This window comes from Flavobacterium panacis, assembly GCF_024649945.1.
In the GTDB taxonomy this organism is placed as follows: Bacteria; Bacteroidota; Bacteroidia; order Flavobacteriales; family Flavobacteriaceae; genus Flavobacterium; species Flavobacterium panacis.
Genome location: NZ_JANKMS010000002.1, coordinates 620,166 through 637,892 on the forward strand (window position 1 = coordinate 620,166; position 17,727 = coordinate 637,892).

Annotated in this window: 16 protein-coding genes; 12 read left to right on the forward strand and 4 right to left on the reverse strand. The window is 36.1% G+C overall.

Features of this window, described 5'->3' with window-relative positions; translation table 11 throughout:
* Positions 1–16 precede the first annotated feature (16 nt).
* Positions 17–2,209: a glycoside hydrolase family 97 protein gene (locus NQQ59_RS07560; protein WP_144215043.1), complete on the reverse strand. Its 2,193-nt coding sequence runs from the start codon at positions 2,207–2,209 to the stop codon at positions 17–19.
* A 207-nt stretch (positions 2,210–2,416) separates the two neighbouring features.
* Here NQQ59_RS07560 and NQQ59_RS07565 point away from each other — a divergent pair, with 207 nt between their 5' ends.
* From NQQ59_RS07565 to NQQ59_RS07580, 4 genes are all read left to right on the forward strand, one after another.
* Positions 2,417–4,048, forward strand: coding sequence for a DUF6377 domain-containing protein (locus NQQ59_RS07565; protein WP_144215044.1), 1,632 nt, complete (start codon positions 2,417–2,419; stop codon positions 4,046–4,048).
* Positions 4,049–4,223: 175 nt separating this feature from the next.
* Positions 4,224–6,518, forward strand: a complete 2,295-nt coding sequence (bglX, locus tag NQQ59_RS07570; RefSeq protein WP_144215045.1) for a beta-glucosidase BglX — start codon at positions 4,224–4,226, stop codon at positions 6,516–6,518.
* 235 nt (positions 6,519–6,753) lie between these two features.
* Positions 6,754–7,401 (forward strand): HAD family hydrolase, encoded by a 648-nt coding sequence (locus NQQ59_RS07575; protein WP_144215046.1) that lies wholly within the window; start codon positions 6,754–6,756, stop codon positions 7,399–7,401.
* 23 nt (positions 7,402–7,424) lie between these two features.
* Complete coding sequence (locus tag NQQ59_RS07580; RefSeq protein ID WP_144215047.1) at positions 7,425–8,174, forward strand: DeoR/GlpR family DNA-binding transcription regulator; 750 nt, start codon at positions 7,425–7,427, stop codon at positions 8,172–8,174.
* Positions 8,175–8,298: 124 nt separating this feature from the next.
* Here the strand turns inward: NQQ59_RS07580 and NQQ59_RS07585 are convergent, their stop codons facing one another.
* Both NQQ59_RS07585 and NQQ59_RS07590 read right to left on the reverse strand, forming a co-directional pair.
* Positions 8,299–9,543, reverse strand: coding sequence for an MFS transporter (locus NQQ59_RS07585; protein ID WP_144215048.1), 1,245 nt, complete (start codon positions 9,541–9,543; stop codon positions 8,299–8,301).
* A gap of 821 nt (positions 9,544–10,364) precedes the next feature.
* Positions 10,365–11,957 (reverse strand): family 43 glycosylhydrolase, encoded by a 1,593-nt coding sequence (locus NQQ59_RS07590; protein ID WP_144215049.1) that lies wholly within the window; start codon positions 11,955–11,957, stop codon positions 10,365–10,367.
* Positions 11,958–12,413: 456 nt separating this feature from the next.
* Between NQQ59_RS07590 and NQQ59_RS07595 the strand changes: the two genes are divergently transcribed.
* Positions 12,414–13,469, forward strand: coding sequence for a GntR family transcriptional regulator (locus NQQ59_RS07595; RefSeq protein ID WP_144215050.1), 1,056 nt, complete (start codon positions 12,414–12,416; stop codon positions 13,467–13,469).
* An 89-nt stretch (positions 13,470–13,558) separates the two neighbouring features.
* Here the strand turns inward: NQQ59_RS07595 and NQQ59_RS07600 are convergent, their stop codons facing one another.
* Positions 13,559–14,242, reverse strand: a complete 684-nt coding sequence (locus NQQ59_RS07600) for a S24 family peptidase (protein WP_257698163.1) — start codon at positions 14,240–14,242, stop codon at positions 13,559–13,561.
* 300 nt (positions 14,243–14,542) lie between these two features.
* On the opposite strand from NQQ59_RS07600, the gene NQQ59_RS07605 reads away from it, so the two are divergent.
* The 7 genes from NQQ59_RS07605 to NQQ59_RS07635 all read left to right on the forward strand — a co-directional run bounded on the left by NQQ59_RS07605 (position 14,543) and on the right by NQQ59_RS07635 (position 17,714).
* Positions 14,543–14,677: a hypothetical protein gene (locus NQQ59_RS07605; protein WP_257698164.1), complete on the forward strand. Its 135-nt coding sequence runs from the start codon at positions 14,543–14,545 to the stop codon at positions 14,675–14,677.
* Entirely contained in the window at positions 14,674–14,952 is a 279-nt protein-coding gene (locus tag NQQ59_RS07610; RefSeq protein WP_144215051.1) for a hypothetical protein, read from the forward strand. Before NQQ59_RS07605 ends, NQQ59_RS07610 begins: the two co-directional genes overlap by 4 nt.
* Positions 14,953–14,964: 12 nt before the next feature.
* Positions 14,965–15,675, forward strand: coding sequence for a DUF3164 family protein (locus NQQ59_RS07615; RefSeq protein ID WP_144215052.1), 711 nt, complete (start codon positions 14,965–14,967; stop codon positions 15,673–15,675).
* A gap of 122 nt (positions 15,676–15,797) precedes the next feature.
* A complete protein-coding gene (locus NQQ59_RS07620) occupies positions 15,798–15,998 on the forward strand; it encodes a hypothetical protein (protein ID WP_144215053.1) in 201 nt (66 codons plus the stop codon).
* A gap of 414 nt (positions 15,999–16,412) precedes the next feature.
* Positions 16,413–16,658: a hypothetical protein gene (locus NQQ59_RS07625; RefSeq protein ID WP_057119678.1), complete on the forward strand. Its 246-nt coding sequence runs from the start codon at positions 16,413–16,415 to the stop codon at positions 16,656–16,658.
* Positions 16,659–16,977: 319 nt separating this feature from the next.
* Positions 16,978–17,265, forward strand: a complete 288-nt coding sequence (locus NQQ59_RS07630) for a methyl-accepting chemotaxis protein (RefSeq protein ID WP_144215054.1) — start codon at positions 16,978–16,980, stop codon at positions 17,263–17,265.
* Positions 17,262–17,714: a CHAP domain-containing protein gene (locus NQQ59_RS07635; RefSeq protein WP_144215055.1), complete on the forward strand. Its 453-nt coding sequence runs from the start codon at positions 17,262–17,264 to the stop codon at positions 17,712–17,714. The genes NQQ59_RS07630 and NQQ59_RS07635 overlap by 4 nt, the downstream gene beginning before the upstream one ends.
* Positions 17,715–17,727 lie beyond the last annotated feature (13 nt).

The following is a 17,727-nucleotide window of genomic DNA, read 5'->3' on the forward strand; positions in this document are numbered from 1 at the left end:
GGCTTTTTAACAAGCATTAAAGCTGCTTCAAACCTTTGGTTTTCGTTCCATCTTCAACAGGAACAATGCTGATTGCATACCCTCCCCCCGGTGCAGAAAACTGTGCCAGTTTTGATCTGCTGGTTACTATAGCTTTACGGATGCTGTATGACTGCGGGTTGGTTTTATAGTGCGCGTCTTTGCCGTCAGAGTATATAGTGGCGATATATTTCTTTCCGGGATCCAAAAAATCAAATGATATCTTTGACGTAAATGCCTTTTCAGATACCGTATTTCCAACAAACCATTTTTCCGAACCTTTTGCTTTTCGGGCAACAGTTAGGTATTCACCAGGTTCTGCCTCTAGATAACGAGTATCATCCCAGTCAACGGCGACATCTTTAATAAACTGAAAAGCATCAGTGAAGCGCTCGTAATTCTCTGGCATATCCGCAGCCATCTGAAGCGGACTCCACATTGTAACATACAGCGCCAGCTGATTGGCTAAAGTGCTGTTAACATGCGAATCATTGCCTGGGTTCATTTTGCTGATGTCCATTTCAAATATTCCTGGCGTATAGTCCATCGGTCCTCCAATTAAGCGCGTGAATGGCAGTATATTCACATGATGCACCATATTTCCACCGAATGCCTGATATTCGGTTCCTCTCCCCGCTTCATTTCCTATCAGATTTGGCCACGTACGGCTGAGTCCAGTCGGTCTGACAGACTCGTGCGCATTTAGCATTATCTTATATTCCGCCGCTTTTTCTAAAGCATATTGATAATGGTTATTGGTCCATTGGCTGTAATGAAATTCACCCGCAGGGAGAATCCTTCCCACATAGCCCACCTTAACTGCCGGATATTCGTATTTATTCATCAGTGCATAAGCCTTATCCAGATGGCGCTCGTAATTACGAGTGGCACCGGAAGTTTCGTGATGCATGATCATCTTTACACCCTTTTCTTTTGCATATCTGTGGATTTCTTTGATGTCAAAATCCGGATATGGGCTCAAAAAATCAAACACATAATCTTTTGAATTCCCAAACCAGTCTTCCCATCCTTCATTCCATCCCTCAACCAGAACTCCGTCAAATCCGTTCTTTGATGCAAAATCTATATATTTTTTTACATTCTGCGTTTCTGCCCCATGGTTTCCTTTTGGCTTCAATTTAGAAAAATCCGTCACCCCTAAATCAACTGAAGGAAGTTCCGTATAGGCCCAGCCTTTTTTTCCAACTATCATTTCCCACCATACGCCAACATATTTCATAGGCTTTATCCAGGATGTGTCGTCAATTTTACTGGGTTCGTTTAGATTCAGCGTTATATTAGAAGAAAGTATCTTTCTGGCGTCATCGCTGACAATCACTGTTCTCCATGGACTACTTGAAGGTGTTTTGAGATGTCCTTTTGTTCCATCTGAATTTGGGGTAAGCCAAGACTGGAATATAAATGTCCTATCATCCAGATTCAAATGCATGGCTCCAAAATTAACGAGAGCCGCCTCATGGAGGTTAATATACAACCCTTCTGCAGTTTTAAGCTGCAGGGATGTCTGTACACCGGTATCTGAGAAAAAAGTCTGGCAGACATTATTCTGTCTTACCACTTTGCTGAGCTTCCTGATTTCAGAAAGTTTTGAAACAGTATAGTCGTATTCCTGCGTATCGTAATCTCCAGTAATCCAATAGGCAGTATGGTCTCCAGTCATTGCAAACTGGGTCATCTCTTCCTTCACAGTAAAAAACGACATGGCCTTCTGCTGAGGGAATTCATATCTGAAGCCTAATCCGTCATCAAATACTCGGAAGCGCACAATCATAACTCTGCCCGAGTTTTTCTGCTGAAGCTTAAATGCAATCTCATTGTAATTATTCTCTATGTTTTTGGTCTGGCCCCAGACCGGCTTCCAATTCTGGTTAAAAGAATTTCTGGTTGTTTCAAGAATTGAAAAATTATCAAAAAGAGAGTTGTCTTTTTTATCCTGGGCACTTCCTGAAAAGTCATCAAATGTTCGCTGGCCTCCTTCCTGTGCCAATTCAAATCCCATTTGGCTTGGCTTGATGACGTTCTTGTTTTTAAACTTTAAAGAATAGGTTGGGACGCCATTATTTTCAAGTGAAAATTTCATGGAAACATCTCCGTTTGGCGAAGTAATCTCTTGGGCCGATAGTACGCTTGACAGTATTACCGCACTTAAGATTAAATAAAATTTCTGCATTTTTAAATTTCTTAATATGTTATTCAAAATCCTGCTGCCGCAACAGCAAAGACCGCAAAAATACCGTGAGGTTTCTGCAACTAAAATGACGAGCGTCAATTTAGGTCCAAAAAAAAACAAATAATTTAGCCGCTATTTTCCGTTGCACAAAAACGGAAAGCAGTTTTAATCTTTTTTAACTCTGCAGTTTTTTAACACTATATCAGAATGAAGACAATTCTCCTTTTCGCTGTAATTCTTTTTTCGACAGCCGGATACACTCAAAATGCCAAAATGATTGAACTGCTTACCCGAGAAATATCACACAAAGATGAATATGCTCGGAAAAAAGAAGAGGTAATAAATTTGCTTAAAAATAGCAGGCACAATACTTTAAAAGATATTTATGACAATAACCAGAACATTTACAAGCTTTACAAAAACTACCAGATTGATTCTGCAGTGGCTTATGTCGAGAAGAATGAATTGATTGCCGCTAAGCTGAAGAATTCTGATCTCATCGTCGAGTCGAATCTGCAGCATGCGCACCTGCTTTCTACAGCCGGAAAATATAAGGAATCAGAAGAGCTGCTAAAAGCCGTCAAACCTAAAAATCTTTCCGTTACACTGAAAGCGCTGTACTACGGCACTTACAGCAGATTTTATGAACATTATACTGCAAATAATTATAGCAAAAGAAATCAGAACCTGATAGAGAAATACAGGGATTCGCTTCTAATGAATCTGCAGGAAAGCTCAAACTCCTATAAAATCAACCTCTCGCAGAAATACATCTTCCAAAAGGATTTTTCAAAGGCTGAAAATATGCTTTTAAAACTCGTTTCTTCTCTCAAGCAAGATGAAGCGGATTATGCAATGTGCACTTATCTGCTTGGACAGGTATATGGAATAAAGGCAAAATCTGAAAAACAGATCGAATATTTTCTGATTTCGGCTCTGGCGGATACCCGAAACGCAATAAAAGACAATGCCTCATTTCAGGATCTGGCCTTAATTTTCTACCGCATGCAAGATTTGGACAATGCCTACCTCTTTACAAAATCAGCTGTAGATGACGCGATTTTCTGCAACGTGAAATTTCGTACTCTCAATATGTCGGAGATGTATTCCATTATCAATAAGGCATATGTGGAAAAAGAGATTAAAAGCAAAAAACTATTGATGCGGCTATCCATTTTCATTGGAATTCTTTCTCTGATTCTAGCGCTGCTAATATTTTTCATTTACCGCCAGATGAAAAAAGTTACAAGAATCAAAGAACAGCTGACGGAAGCTTCAGACAACCTCACTATTTCAAATTTTGAAATCACCCGCACAAACGGACAGCTCCAAGAGCTCAATGACAAACTTTTTGAATCAAATCGAATAAAAGAAGAATATATAGCATACTTCTTTGATACGTGCTCCTCTTACATTAATAAGCTGGAACTCTACAGAAAGTCACTGAATAAAAAAGTGAGGAAAAATCAGCTCGAAGACCTCTTCCAAACCCTTAATTCAAACACCTACATTGATCAGGAACTTGCCGAGTTCTACAGAAACTTTGATCAGATTTTTTTGAACCTCTACCCTACTTTTGTAACTGAGTTCAATTCGCTTCTAATTATTGGCGAGCAGGTTGTTCTAAAACAGGGAGAACTGCTCAACACAGAGCTGAGAATTTTTGCCCTGATAAGGCTGGGAATAAAAGACAGCGTAAAGATTGCCGCATTCCTGAGGTATTCGCTCAATACCATATACGCCTACCGAACAAAAACCAGAAACAAGTCTGCAATAGATCGGGATCAGTTTGAAAACATGGTTATGTGCATTGGAGAAATCAGCCATAATCAATCATGAAATTTTCATAAACACTATATTTTTCTCCCCTAAAAAACACATAAACAACTAAAAAACAGAAAGTTAAATTTAAAATCCGCTTTATTTTTTTTATCGCTGATATTTTCCGTCTAATTAAGATTTAGTTTTACATCCATCACTTTACTGAATATTTAATTTCACAAATCACATTAAAATGAAAAAGATTTTAGCAGCCATCTGCATTCTTGCAGGAGCGGTAAACTTTTATGGACAGAATCTGCCCCCAAAGGAAAAACTGAAAATGGATAAGTTCATAACCAGTCTGATGAATAAGATGACCATCGATGAAAAAATCGGCCAGCTTAACTTTCCCGGGGGAGGCGATGTCACTACAGGGCAGGCAAAAAACAGCAATATTGCAGAGAAGGTAAGAAAAGGAAATGTTGGGGCTGTTCTTAACTTGAAGGGAATCCAGAAAATTAAGGAAATCCAGAAAGTTGCTGTAGAAGAAAGCAGACTGAAAATTCCCCTTTTCTTCGCTTTGGATGTAATCCATGGATACGAAACAGGTTTTCCCATACCTTTGGCACTTGCCGCGACATGGAACATGAAAGGCATAGAAGAATCAGCAAAAATTGCAGCAAAAGAAGTTAGTGCAGACGGAATAAGCCTAACTTTCAGTCCAATGGTGGACGTATCAAGAGATCCAAGATGGGGAAGAGTTTCCGAAGGAAGCGGTGAAGATCCTTTTTTGGGCGGTGAAATTGCCAAAGCCATGGTCAAAGGCTATCAGGGCGATAATACCTACCGCACCAATTCGCAGATTATGGCGAATGTGAAGCACTATGCCCTTTATGGCGCAAGTGAAGCCGGCAAGGATTACAACACTGTTGATATGAGCAGGCAGAGAATGTTTAATGAATATATGTATCCGTACAAAGCAGCTGTTGATGCAGGTGTTGGAAGCGTTATGACCTCATTTAACGATATTGACGGGCTACCCGCCTCTGCCAACAAATGGCTCCTTGACGATGTATTGAGAAAACAATGGGGATTCACCGGAGCGATCATGACCGATTATACCGGTATAAGCGAAATGGTCGACCACGGAATAGGTGATCTTCAGACAGTCTCAGCAAAAGCTTTAAAAGCTGGCGTGGATCTTGACATGATCAGCGAAAGCTATCTGGCAACATTAAAAAAATCTTACGACGAGGGTAAAATTAGCCAAAATGAAATAGACAGGTCATGCCGCTATGTGCTTGAGGCAAAATACAAAATGGGCTTATTTGAAAATCCTTATAAATACATTGACGTAAATAGACCAGCCAAAGATATCTACACAAAAGACAATAGGGCTTTTGCAAGAAAAATAGCTGCTGAGAGTTTCGTACTGCTTAAAAATGACAACATACTGCCTCTGAAAAAACAGGGAACGATTGCGGTAATAGGCCCACTGGCTTCTACAAGATCAAATATGCCCGGAACTTGGAGCGTTTCTGTCGATCTTAAAAAGCCCGCTACGCTGGTTGAAGGAATTCAGGCATCTGCAGGAAAAGATGTAAAAGTACTGTATGCAAAAGGAAGCCATCTGACGGAGGATCCTGAATTGGAGAAAAGAGCAACAATGTTTGAAAGAGGACTTGGAAGGGAAAATGAAAAAAGAACTGATCAGCAGATGATTCAGGAAGCGATAGAAGTTGCGTCAAAATCTGATGTCATTATAGCTGCACTAGGAGAATCTTCCGAGTTCAGCGGTGAATCCAGCAGCAGAACCGACCTAAATATTCCTGACGTACAGCAGAAACTGCTTGCTGAACTCTTAAAAACAGGAAAGCCCGTAGTCCTTCTAGTCTTTGACGGAAGACCGCTTACCCTTTCCTGGGAGGAAAAAAATGTGCCTGCCATATTAAATGTATGGTTTGGAGGCTCTGAAGCTGCTCCCGCAATTGCAGACGTATTATTCGGGGATACAAACCCAAGTGGTAAACTTCCGATGACATTTCCGCAGAATGTCGGTCAGATTCCGATATACTATAATCACAAAAATACTGGGAGACCGCTTCCTGAGGGCAAGTGGTTCGAGAAATTCCGCAGCAATTATATAGATGTCAGCAATGAACCGCTCTACCCTTTCGGTTTCGGTCTGAGCTATACAAAATTTGAATACGGCGAAATCAAGTTAAATGCCACCAAAGTGTCAGATACGGGAAGTATAACCGCTTCCATTGCAGTTAGAAACACTGGCACACGAGAAGGCCAGGAAGTGGTCCAGCTTTATATTAGAGACCTTGTTGGAAGTATCACAAGACCGGTTAAAGAGCTTAAGGGATTTGAAAAAATTACCTTAAAACCTGGAGAGACTAAAGAGGTAATCTTTAAAATAACGCCGGAAGACCTTAAGTTTTACAATTACGATCTTCAGTATGCTGCCGAGCCTGGCGATTTTGAGCTGATGATTGGAACCAATAGCCGCGATGTAAAAAAAGCTAAATTCACTTATAATTAATTAGCTACCTTTTAAATTAATATTTTCAAAAAGCTGCCACATGTAGGCAGCTTTTTTTATGACAATGCAATAGCAGCACTGCCTTTTTCTCACATTCAAAAGAGATTAACCAAATAATCCTTTGTTTGATGGCATGACGCTTTCAATAAAATATTGCGTATTTTTGCAATTTTGCGTATTTTTGCAAATATACGTCTGAACGAGATTTCAGCAATTCAATTTCAAAAAAAAGAATATGAACTTTTTAAGCAATAAAAAAATTCAGCATATCATTTTTGACTGTGACAACATATTAGTTAACACCGATACCGTTTTGATTTCTGTCATTCTCGATGTCTTGGAAGGCCAGGGCATAGATATGCATCCAGACAAGCTCATTAAGCTCTTTGGCGGACTAGATATAGAAGACGCGGCAGTCATACTTCAAAAGACGTGTCAAACAGATTTTCATGAAGAATTTGAAAGTGAACTGGTTAGAAAATTCGAAAATGAGATTTTCCATGGATTGGAAAGTCTGCCTGGAGTAAAAAAATTCCTTGAAACGACAAACTGCAAAATTTCGCTTCTAACCTCTCAAGATCATCAGCAATTACAGAGAAAACTATTCCTTACAGGACTGCACTACTATTTTGATGAAACAAACACACATCTTACTTCAGAAGAAAACTATGGAGATTCACTACTGGCTTTAATCGAAAAAAATGTTGTTGCGCCTTCCCTCTCACTATTGATTAAAGACAGACCAGCACAAATTTCAGCCAGTCTGAAAAACGGCATTTCAATAGCCTCTTCAAGCAGTTTTCCCATTGAAACTATTAACAATGCAAATATTTATCATTATGAAGTCATTGAAGATCTCCACAAAAGATATAAATTTACTTAATATTTAAAATTTAAATCCGGAAAATGATTAAAGAAGAACGTTTTGGAAAAATACTGGATCTGCTTTCAAAAAAGGGAAAACTTCAATATGATAAAACGGCAGAAGCGCTTAATGTATCTGAAGATACCGTTCGCCGAGACATCGATGCTCTTCACAACAACGGTCTTTTATCCAAAGTTCGCGGCGGAGCCATCTCAATTACGAAGAACCCATTGACCTTTGCCGACAGAAGGTCGTTTAAGGCAGACAAAAAGGAAATAGTCGCACTCAAAGCCCAGCGGCTAATACAGGAAAACCAAACCATTTTTATGGACGGGGGAACCACAAACTGCATTGTTGCATCCAAACTTCCCATAGATATAAAACTAACGATTATCACCAATAACCTGGCACTGCCTACGGTCTTATCAAATCACAAAAATGTTGAATTGATAGTTCTTGGGGGATTGTATAATCCGTCAACACAAACCACCGAAGGCGCAAAAGCATGCGAAGAAATCAATAAATATTTTGCAGACTTGTACCTGTTGGGCACATGTGTTATCGACAGCAAAAATGGAGTTACTGCAGTATTTATCGGGGATGCTGATATAAAAAGCGCAATGCATAAAAATGCTAAAAAAACTGTTGCACTTACCTTGAAAGATAAACTAGATGAAACTGAATCCTTCAGGGTGTGTCCTATGGAAGAAATTTCTATTTTAATTACCGAACTGGCTAGTTCAGATAAAAAATTAGATCCTTACAGAAACAAAAAACTCATGATCCTATAAAATAAAATTACCGCAGTCTCCACTGCGGTAATCCCCAACTTAACTTAACTCATCTCCTTACGTGAAGGAAAAACAAATTAACTTTTCCAGAATGCTTCCGGATTTCAAAAAGTAGATTGACCTTTTAAACCTCCATTTCGCATTCTTCCTTAACTTTTATTTCTGTTTTGTCTACCTCAACTGTATTACTGTCAGTCCCATTATCTCCTTTGTATGTAAAGCTGAAGAGTGCTCCTACGGCAAAAAGCAAGATCGCACAAACTTGAAGTGCTTCTGAAAGTGAAGAACTATGGGCGATAAATCCAACTCCCACTGGTCCGAGAAGTTGGCCCGAATATCCCATAGTGGTAATAACTGCGATTGCAGTCGCCGTTTTAATATTGGTTAATTTGCCAGCCTCACTAAAAAAAACAGGAATGATATTGGCAGCTCCACATCCTAACAAAAAGAATCCTATTAGGGGCAGTAAAATCCCATTGCAGACTACTGCTACCATAATTCCACTTCCTGCAATTATGGCACCCGCAGTTACAACTTTTGCAGAATCAAATCTATCCACTATTCTGTCTCCGAAAAGTCGCATTCCAGCCATTGCCATTGAAAAAACTGCATATCCCAAGCCTGACCAGCTTTCTTCTATTCCCTTGTTTTCAAATAAGAACAGAGCGCTCCAATCCAGCATTGCGCCTTCTACCATGAATACGATAAAACCCATTGAGCCTAAAAACAAAATATTGAATTTTAACCATGAAAATCTCGATGATTTTCCCGCTGGCTCTTCTATATTTTTAGGATTTAGTTCCTTTTCCTGTGAAAAAGTCAAAAGTTTGCTGTAGTTAATTCCAACTGTCAAAAGAACTAATATTGATACAATAATTGCGGCAATGAGTGGCTCCAGCCCTGTTTTGATTAAAAAACCAATTATAAGTGAGCCGAACAGACCTCCGACACTGAACAATCCATGCAGAGATGACATAATTGGCCTCCCAGAAATTCGCTGCAGCTGAACACTTGAAGCATTCATAGCGACATTTATCATTCCAATCCCAGATCCGAACAAAAGCAGTGCAAAACTCATTAGATAAACATTGCTGAGAACGGCAAGAAACGGAAGCGTTGCTCCAATTACAAGAACTCCGAAAAGGATAATTATTCTGTTTCCAAAACGCTGGCTTAAATAACTTGTGACGGGCATCATAATTAGTGCTCCCGTACCTAAAAAAAGCAACAAAATTCCTAATCCTGCTTCATCAAGTAAAAGTCTGCTTTTGGCAAAGGGTACCATTGGTGCCCAGCTGGAGAGTGTGAGTCCGCACACAAAAAAAATGCTTCTTATAGCTGTAATCGATTTTTTAATAGACAAATCCATATCTTAATTTTATTTTGCAATATTATGCAAATTTGCACAATATTGCAACTTTTAATAAATAAAAGTTTATTAAGACGATAAACCTATTTACTATGCAGCAAATAAAACACTAGTGCTAAATGGAAGTGAGCGAACAAATTTATATTTGATTATCAAATATTTACAATGTTTTTTTTTGTACAACAAAAAGAATAATATTATTGCATATTAGTTCGTCCGCATTTAAAATTTTAGGTTCGATTTAATAGTGAAAAAGCAAAAAAATGAATTTACTGCAGAATCGGTGCACATTGGTAAGGACAATTTATAAGACCAAATATAGACAGGACTTTAGCTATATAGTTCGAATCCTTGGCGCATTTAAACCCGTTATTGCTGTGGTGATCAGCGTGGTAAAAACTTTACTGCCAATTCGTTAATTGGTATGATCGCATTTCTCGTAGTGTGCTTATTATCATCATCTTTTAAAACCAAAAGCTCAATCATTGAGACTATTTCAGTTAAGCAAGACCAAGTAAAGTTTCTAATTTCTCAAGTGATTTATTGAAACAACATAATTATCTGATATACTTTTAATAGTTTTTTGTACTTTTGGAATTCTCTATGAGAGTTAAATTTGTACTGTACCTATGGGTGTACCAAGTTTTAAAAAATGCTGAAAACGCCAGCAATTGCTGAGATCTATATATGGTTTGCGGTACCTCTTTCTCCGCCAGTAGAAGTTTCAAAAGAAACTTTAAAAATCAAAAGCCTTTAAACTTGATGTTTAAAGGCTTTTTTATTTTCTATTAGCTTTCCAATTTTAAACCAATCTTTTCATTTCAGCTTTTTTTAGTAAAAACGACATCATCTACATAACAGCTTGATCCTGCTTTTCCTTCTGCCATAAAACCAATTTCAACCTTTCCTCCTTTTACAACTATATTTTCGATGGTAATTACCTTCCATGAAGAATTTTCCTTGTCAATCTTAAATGAGTATTTTTTATTGCCGCTCAGTCCGTACATTTCTAGATTGGTAAAATTATTTGTATTTTTTACTTTGGCAGAAAGCTTATAATTCCCATCCGCCAGCTTGACAAATGGTGTCGAGGACAAGACTTGAAATGTCTTTCTTTTATAATCTACATTATCACTAATCTGAAGGCTTTTTTCACCAATTACTATTTTTCTTTCTTCCTCGGTATTAAAATGATTTAAAACTGGCGAAATAGAATCTAATGAAAGTTTATTCCCATACATCACTTCAGAAAACCAGCCCGTTAACTGAATCTGTACTGGCTTTACTGGACTCGGAATATGTCTGCGATCTGCTTCAAAACTACCGTTCAGCGCGTAATTATTATCTTTGCCCGCACGCCAGTTACCTGTTTTTTCTTCAAGATCCCAAGAACTAAGCGAATTAAAATAAGGGACATCACCATTAAACGAAAGAGGACACCATTGATTATAACCTAATCCATTACCTGCAAAATCTGACCAACGATCGCCACAAAACACAATCGTTTCCTGCTTTGCTCCTTTAACTGACACAAAAAAACCTGTTTGCGAAACGTGAGCAAAATCCTGATCAGCACCTTTCATCACCTGCATATCATTCACTGGAAGATATGGACCTCTTATATCATCCGCAACTAAATAATAGGCAAATGAAGCATCCCAGCCATAAATATTGGACGCAACCATATAATACTTATTATTGTATTTAAACATACAGTTCCCTTCTCTACTTTCTCCTTTAAAAACTTCAGTACAATCTAACAATCCGACTTTACCATCTTTGATTCCGATTTCTGAAACATATATTTTATTTCGTCCATTTCCGTATGAATAAATTAGATACGATTTTCCACTATCTTCATCTGTAAAAACAGTTTGATCTCCAGTATTACTCGTACCAATCATTTTTTGCATATTTATTTTCTGATGCCATTGAAACTCCCCTACCGGAGAATCTGAAAGACAAATCAAGACTTCCTTATCATGCTGTATAAACATGGCATACTTTTTCAATTCTTGTACATATGCTACACCTAATCGGCCTGCCCAGGTTTTCCCATTTGGATTTGTTGTCTCTTTACCTAAAACATCACCTTCAAATTTCCAATTAACCAAATCTGAAGAACTATAACAAGTAACCGATTCAAAAGTTGAAGTTGCAAGCGTAACTGCTGGATTATGGCGATATACATCGGCTTCTTTATATTTAACACCATACCAGAAATATTTTTTTACACCACTGGAAGGATCTGTAAATTTAAAGATTCCTCCACCTTGACTATAAATAGGCTTTTGATCTGTTGTTTCCCAAAACACATCATTTTTTATATTTAAATATTGTGAAGTTCCGTTAAAAACCGTTAAAATTAAAATGACATTTAGAGCAATTTGCAGTATTCCTTTTTTCTTTATCATTATTCAAAAGTTAGTAGTTAGTTTCTTTTTAGCGAATCGGTCTTAACTGTTAAAAGCAATAAATATTTGGTACCTAAAAAACTAAACCAACGCTTTTAAAAGTCTTTATTAATAGTAAAAAATAAACTTTCTCAGGTTAAACAAAAAAAACAGCAATTCTCTTTTATTCAAACCATATTACAACCTATTAAAATGCAATTTATTTTTTATTTTTTGATACCCCATCCTGCACACACCTGACAAATCAAAAAAAACAACGTTAATTTTATTTTCTTTTCATTATATTTTAACATCATAGTACAGGATAGTTTAAAAAACAAGAAAAGTTAGATTTGAAAAGCACAATTTTAAAAAAGCATTAAATCGGTAAAGTTTCAACATTTCCAAACAGGTTTTTCATTGTCTTGATGGCAGTTTTTACTTCACTATTTTTTAATTTATAAATACAAAAAAATCATGTCATCAGATAAAGATCATTCAGAAATAAAAATAGAGTCCAATTCCAGTATTCCAAAATACATTCAGGTTGCCAATATTCTGGCAGATGAAATTTTATCTGGTGAATTGGAACCAGGACACAAACTTCCTTCTATAAATGATCTGAGTAAAAAGCATTCAATTTCGAGAGATACTGCCGAAAAAGCTTATAAAGATCTGAGAGACCGCAACCTTGCTTTTTCTGTTATGGGTGTGGGTAATTTTGCAGCGACGAGAGATCTAAATTCCAAAATCTATGTTTTGTTTTTCATCAATAAACCATGTTCCTATAAAATGGAAGTTTACGATTCTTTCGTAACAACATTGGGCAGTAGCAGTCATGTAGACATGTTTATGTATTACAATGATGAACAACTTTTTATTGAAGCAATCAAAAAAAACATGCATAGCTACAGCTTTTTCGTAATCATGCCACACTTTAAAAACAATAAGGAAAATCATACCAATTATACTCCAGCAGTTCTGGAGGCTATCGAAAATATACCGAAAGACAAACTGGTAATTCTTGACAATTCATGCGAAGAAATATCAGGAGATTTTACTGCCGTTTATCAAGATTTTAAGTTGGATATTTTTAATGCGCTTCAGCAAGGAATTAACAGAATAAAAAAATATGAAAAACTAATACTTGTTTACGCCAGAAAAGCATTATTTCCAGCACCAGGCGGACTTGTTGACGGTTTTTTAGAATTCTGCAAAGCGCATCAATTCTCATTTGAAATTGTAGATAAAATTTACGATGGGTTAGAATTTAAAAACAAAGAAGTTTATATCACCATTGAAGATGAAGATCTGGTAAGCCTAATACAACAGATAAAAGGAAAAAAACTCAAAATCGGAAATCATGTTGGAGTCATTTCATACAACGAAACTCCGTTAAAAGCACTACTTGACATCACAGTTCTTAGTACTGATTTTAAAGCAATGGGAAAAAAAGCAGGAGATTTGATTTTGGACAGAAAAAGAGAAATCTTCAAAAATCCTTTTAATTATATTCAAAGAACATCGCTTTAACAAACACCTTTCAAAATTGAGGACTTCAAATTAAAAAAAGTCTTTAAATAATTTAAAGACCTTTCTTTTTAATTGATCGTAAATAAAATTTACATCATTGTATTAATACGAATACTCGCTTTTATAAGTGCCAATGCAGATATTTTTGAAACATGAATATCTTTTGGCTGATGATGCGAATTCTGACTTACCAATTTTACATACTCCTGTCCCTGATCAGATTTCTGGACATATTTTACTGTAATGTACTCTTCCCAATCATTAAGTTTTACACTTAAAAGATACATTTCTCCAAAAAAGATATTTTCAAATTCCGTTTCCTTGTACAAAATAATATCTCCAGATTTCAACAACGGATACATACTATCTCCTGTTACAGAAATCGCTCCGTCACATTTTGGAAGATTTGGAATCTTTATCGTATCCAGAATTCTTTGCGGCTCTCCACTACTAAACAATTCTCGCAATCCTGCAACTGCCTCTAAATCATATAGCGGTATTTCCTGATTAACATGCAGCGAATCAACCGTTTTTCTATCATTATTCATAATCACAACACTAGTATTTTCTTCCTTAATCATTGATCCATTTCCCGTTAATAGCCACTCCGAATTTAGGTCTGGATAGTAGTGTAATATTTTACACGCCTTATCTGTTCCCATATTACTACTATTGTCTAAAAATTTATTAGAAAAACCTAAATCATTACAAAACTTATACTTAGTAATCCCTTTATAATCAAGATATTCCCGCACTCTTTCCGTTGATCCCATAAAAAGGTGTATTATTTTACGTTAAAAATTTGTTTTAATGTATTATTTTACATTATATTTGCAAAGTAAAGAAAAATAAAATTGAAAAACAAGGGGTTAACCCAGAAATTATATTAGATATATAAATTCAATAAAAACAAAATAAAAAATAAACAATTGATTTTCAACAAACAAAATAACAAAAACATGAAAAGAAAAAATATTACATCAAAACTCAAAAAGAATGTAAAATACTACGCACACAAAAACAATCCATACTAGGAACCAAAAAACTGTATTAAAAACTTTAAATCAAATTGAATGGGAACAAATCAAATCAAAGAAAAAATTCGGGAACTAGAAAACTGGCTTATTGAAAATCCAAATAGCCCCGAAAGAAGCTTAATCGAATCTGATATCAAAAAATTAAAAAATCAATTAGAGAAAAAATCATGAACAAACTACAAATCGAAGAACGTATTGCAACATTATATCTGGCACTTCAATATTGTTCTGAAAAAAAGAAAACTTTTACTGCCGGAGAAAGAATCTGTATTAATCAAGAACGTTTTCAGTGGATGCATATTCTGGATAACGAAGCTGCTGCTCCTCGTCCTGTTTCTTCCACTATTGAAAACAAACTGAAAGAAGTTTCAAAACTTGCATTTCAGCATAATTTTAAACCCTATTACGGAGATCCTTTTAAAGACGAAATTTTATTAAACGCCTAAAAAACAACTATTATGAACACTTCAACAGCAAACAATTTCAAAACTATGGACTTATCTCAGTTTTCTGCTCAACAATTAAAAGACGCTTTAAATCAAATTGAAAGCAAAAAGTTGGAAGAGAGAGATGCTTACAAAAAATTAGTTGCAGAAACAATTCCGAAAGCACTTTCAAGATTGCACGAAACCTCTGAAATGATGCGAAATGCCAAAACCGAAACTTTCCAATTGTTTGAAACTATTCTGGATTTAAAAAATCAAGTTTATGGTTTTAAAGAGAAACAAATGTCTCATACTTTTTCTAATGATAAAGAAGAAATTACGATTGGCTATCGCATTAACGAAGGCTGGGACGATACTGTAACTATCGGAATTGAGAAAGTACAAAATTACATTTCGTCTCTTTCTACCAGCAAAGAAACAGCTTCATTGGTTAAAATTGTTTTCAATCTTTTAAAAAAAGATGCTAAAGGCAATTTAAAAGGTTCGAGAGTTTTAGAGCTTCAAAAACTAACCAAAGAATTCAATAATGAAGAATTTACAGATGGTGTAGAAATTATCGCTTCTTCTTTTAAACCTGTTCGCTCAAGCTGGTTTATTGAAGCAAGCAGAATTGATGAAAATGGCGTAAGAACCAATATTCCGTTATCGATGTCTTCTGTTGATTTTTTACAAGGATATGCCTTCAATTTCTTTAACCAAAACGAACAAAACCATGCAGCTTAATCACGACATTTATTTATCATTGTTGCTTACGATCTTATTAATTCTAACCAATTTAAAACCCATACTTTTATTTAGAGAATGGTTCTATTTCAAATTAAAAACAACTTTTAAACAATACTTAAATGAGCGTAAAAATAAAGCCAATTACAGATCATGAAAGCTACAAAGTAAATGAACATACGATCTTTAAAGATGCGCTCGGAAACTGGAACTGCAATAATGATTTATCCAGCAAAGAGCGTCGGGCTTTTTATCATTACGAAAGTATTGTGATTAGAAATCCGAGATTTAAAAAACACACTACAGCCACTTTTAAAGGCTAAAAATGACCTTCTCCTTGCAGCCTAAAATTGCAAGTAAAAAAATGGTTCCTGCTTCTTCTTCTTTAGTGAAGAGAACCAGGAACCGGAAAACGGGCGATTTCTGCCCTTAAAACAAACAGCCAAAAACTCATTCTTTCTATTGGAATCCAAACTTAAATTGGTTTGGAAACAGGATTGTCATGCGGGGTTTGCTGACCTAGATTGTTAAATAAAAATCTTTAACAAATACTACCTCAGAACGAGGTTCAATATAAAATGGCATTTGAGGAGTAAAACCATTCATAAAAAATGATCAAATGGTTTTGGCTGTCTTAAATATGATGTCATCGCTTTATTATTCAAGCAATTCACTTTTTTCAAACTTCGTTCTTCTTAAAAACTTTTCTTTTTCTATCATTCAAAATATTATCTCTCATGCCTATATCTTCAAACAGAAGCCTCGGAATTCAAAAAAATAAATTAATGCGTTACAAACTCATTAAAGAACTGTATCAAAAACACAAAACAGAAGATATTCCAACTACTGTGGTGTGGCGCAAATATGTCTATCCAGTTTATCCCATTTCGAGAACTACTTTGTATGAAATTCTTTGTACACCGATCACTTCAGAATTAAAAAAAATCGAAGAACTTATGAGCAATCAGGAAAGGTCTTCTTAATCAACATAAAAGAAAAATTATTCTTTTCTTAATCTTCAAAAACATCCTTTTTGTGATGCAAAGATGAGTCATTTACTTCATCTAAAACGACTTCTGTTCGCTTTCCTTACAACCTTGTAAAGCCCTAGAATACAAATGTTCGCAGACCTTGCATTCATTTTTTTTAGGGCTTTTTTCACCCAATATTTGCAATCTCAAAAGGAGACAACCGCACCCCAAAACCCGAAAAAAAAATCGGATTTCCATTCCATCAAAAGACAACCAAAAGTTGTTGTTTTTCAAAAACATTTTAAAAATCTAACATTCAAAAAAACATTAAATGGAGCAGTTTTTATACCCCACTCTAACCGCATTTTTTGCCGCTTTTATCACCTGGCTTTTCTCAATGCGAAAATCACTGGCAGAAGATCGCGCAGCCGAACTCGACAATGCCGTAAGCGCTGTAAAATATTACCGAGATCTTCTTGACGATATTACGGCACGACTTACAGCCGCTACAGAAACCATCAAAAAAATGGAAATACAACACAAAGAACTAATGTTTATTAATCAGCAATTGGTAGACGAATTGCAAAAATTCAAACAGCTAAACGGAAAAACATCATGACACTTGCTCAAAAAACCTTAGAAATCGCCACCGCTCAAATTGGTGTCGAGGAAATTCCCAGAAACAGCAACTCTGGTCCAGAAGTCGAAATTTATTTAAGAAGCGTTGGACTCGGAAAAGGATACGCTTGGTGCATGGCTTTTATTTATTGGTGTACCCAGAAAGCCGCACTTCAGATTAATGCTAAAAATCCGCTGAAAAAAACCGGAGGAGTTCTAGACCAATACAATTCGAGACCGCTTTTGGTCAAGAAAATACCGCAACCAGGAGATCTGTTTATCATCGATTTTAAAAACGGAACCGGACACGCCGGATTTGTAGAAAAAGTTGCTGGAAACACCATTTATACCATCGAAGGAAACACCAACGATTCTGGTGGTCGAGAAGGTTATAAAGTGGCTCGAAGAAAACGTGACATCAAAAGCATTAAAGGCTTCTTACGCCTTTAAAAACAAACCTTTA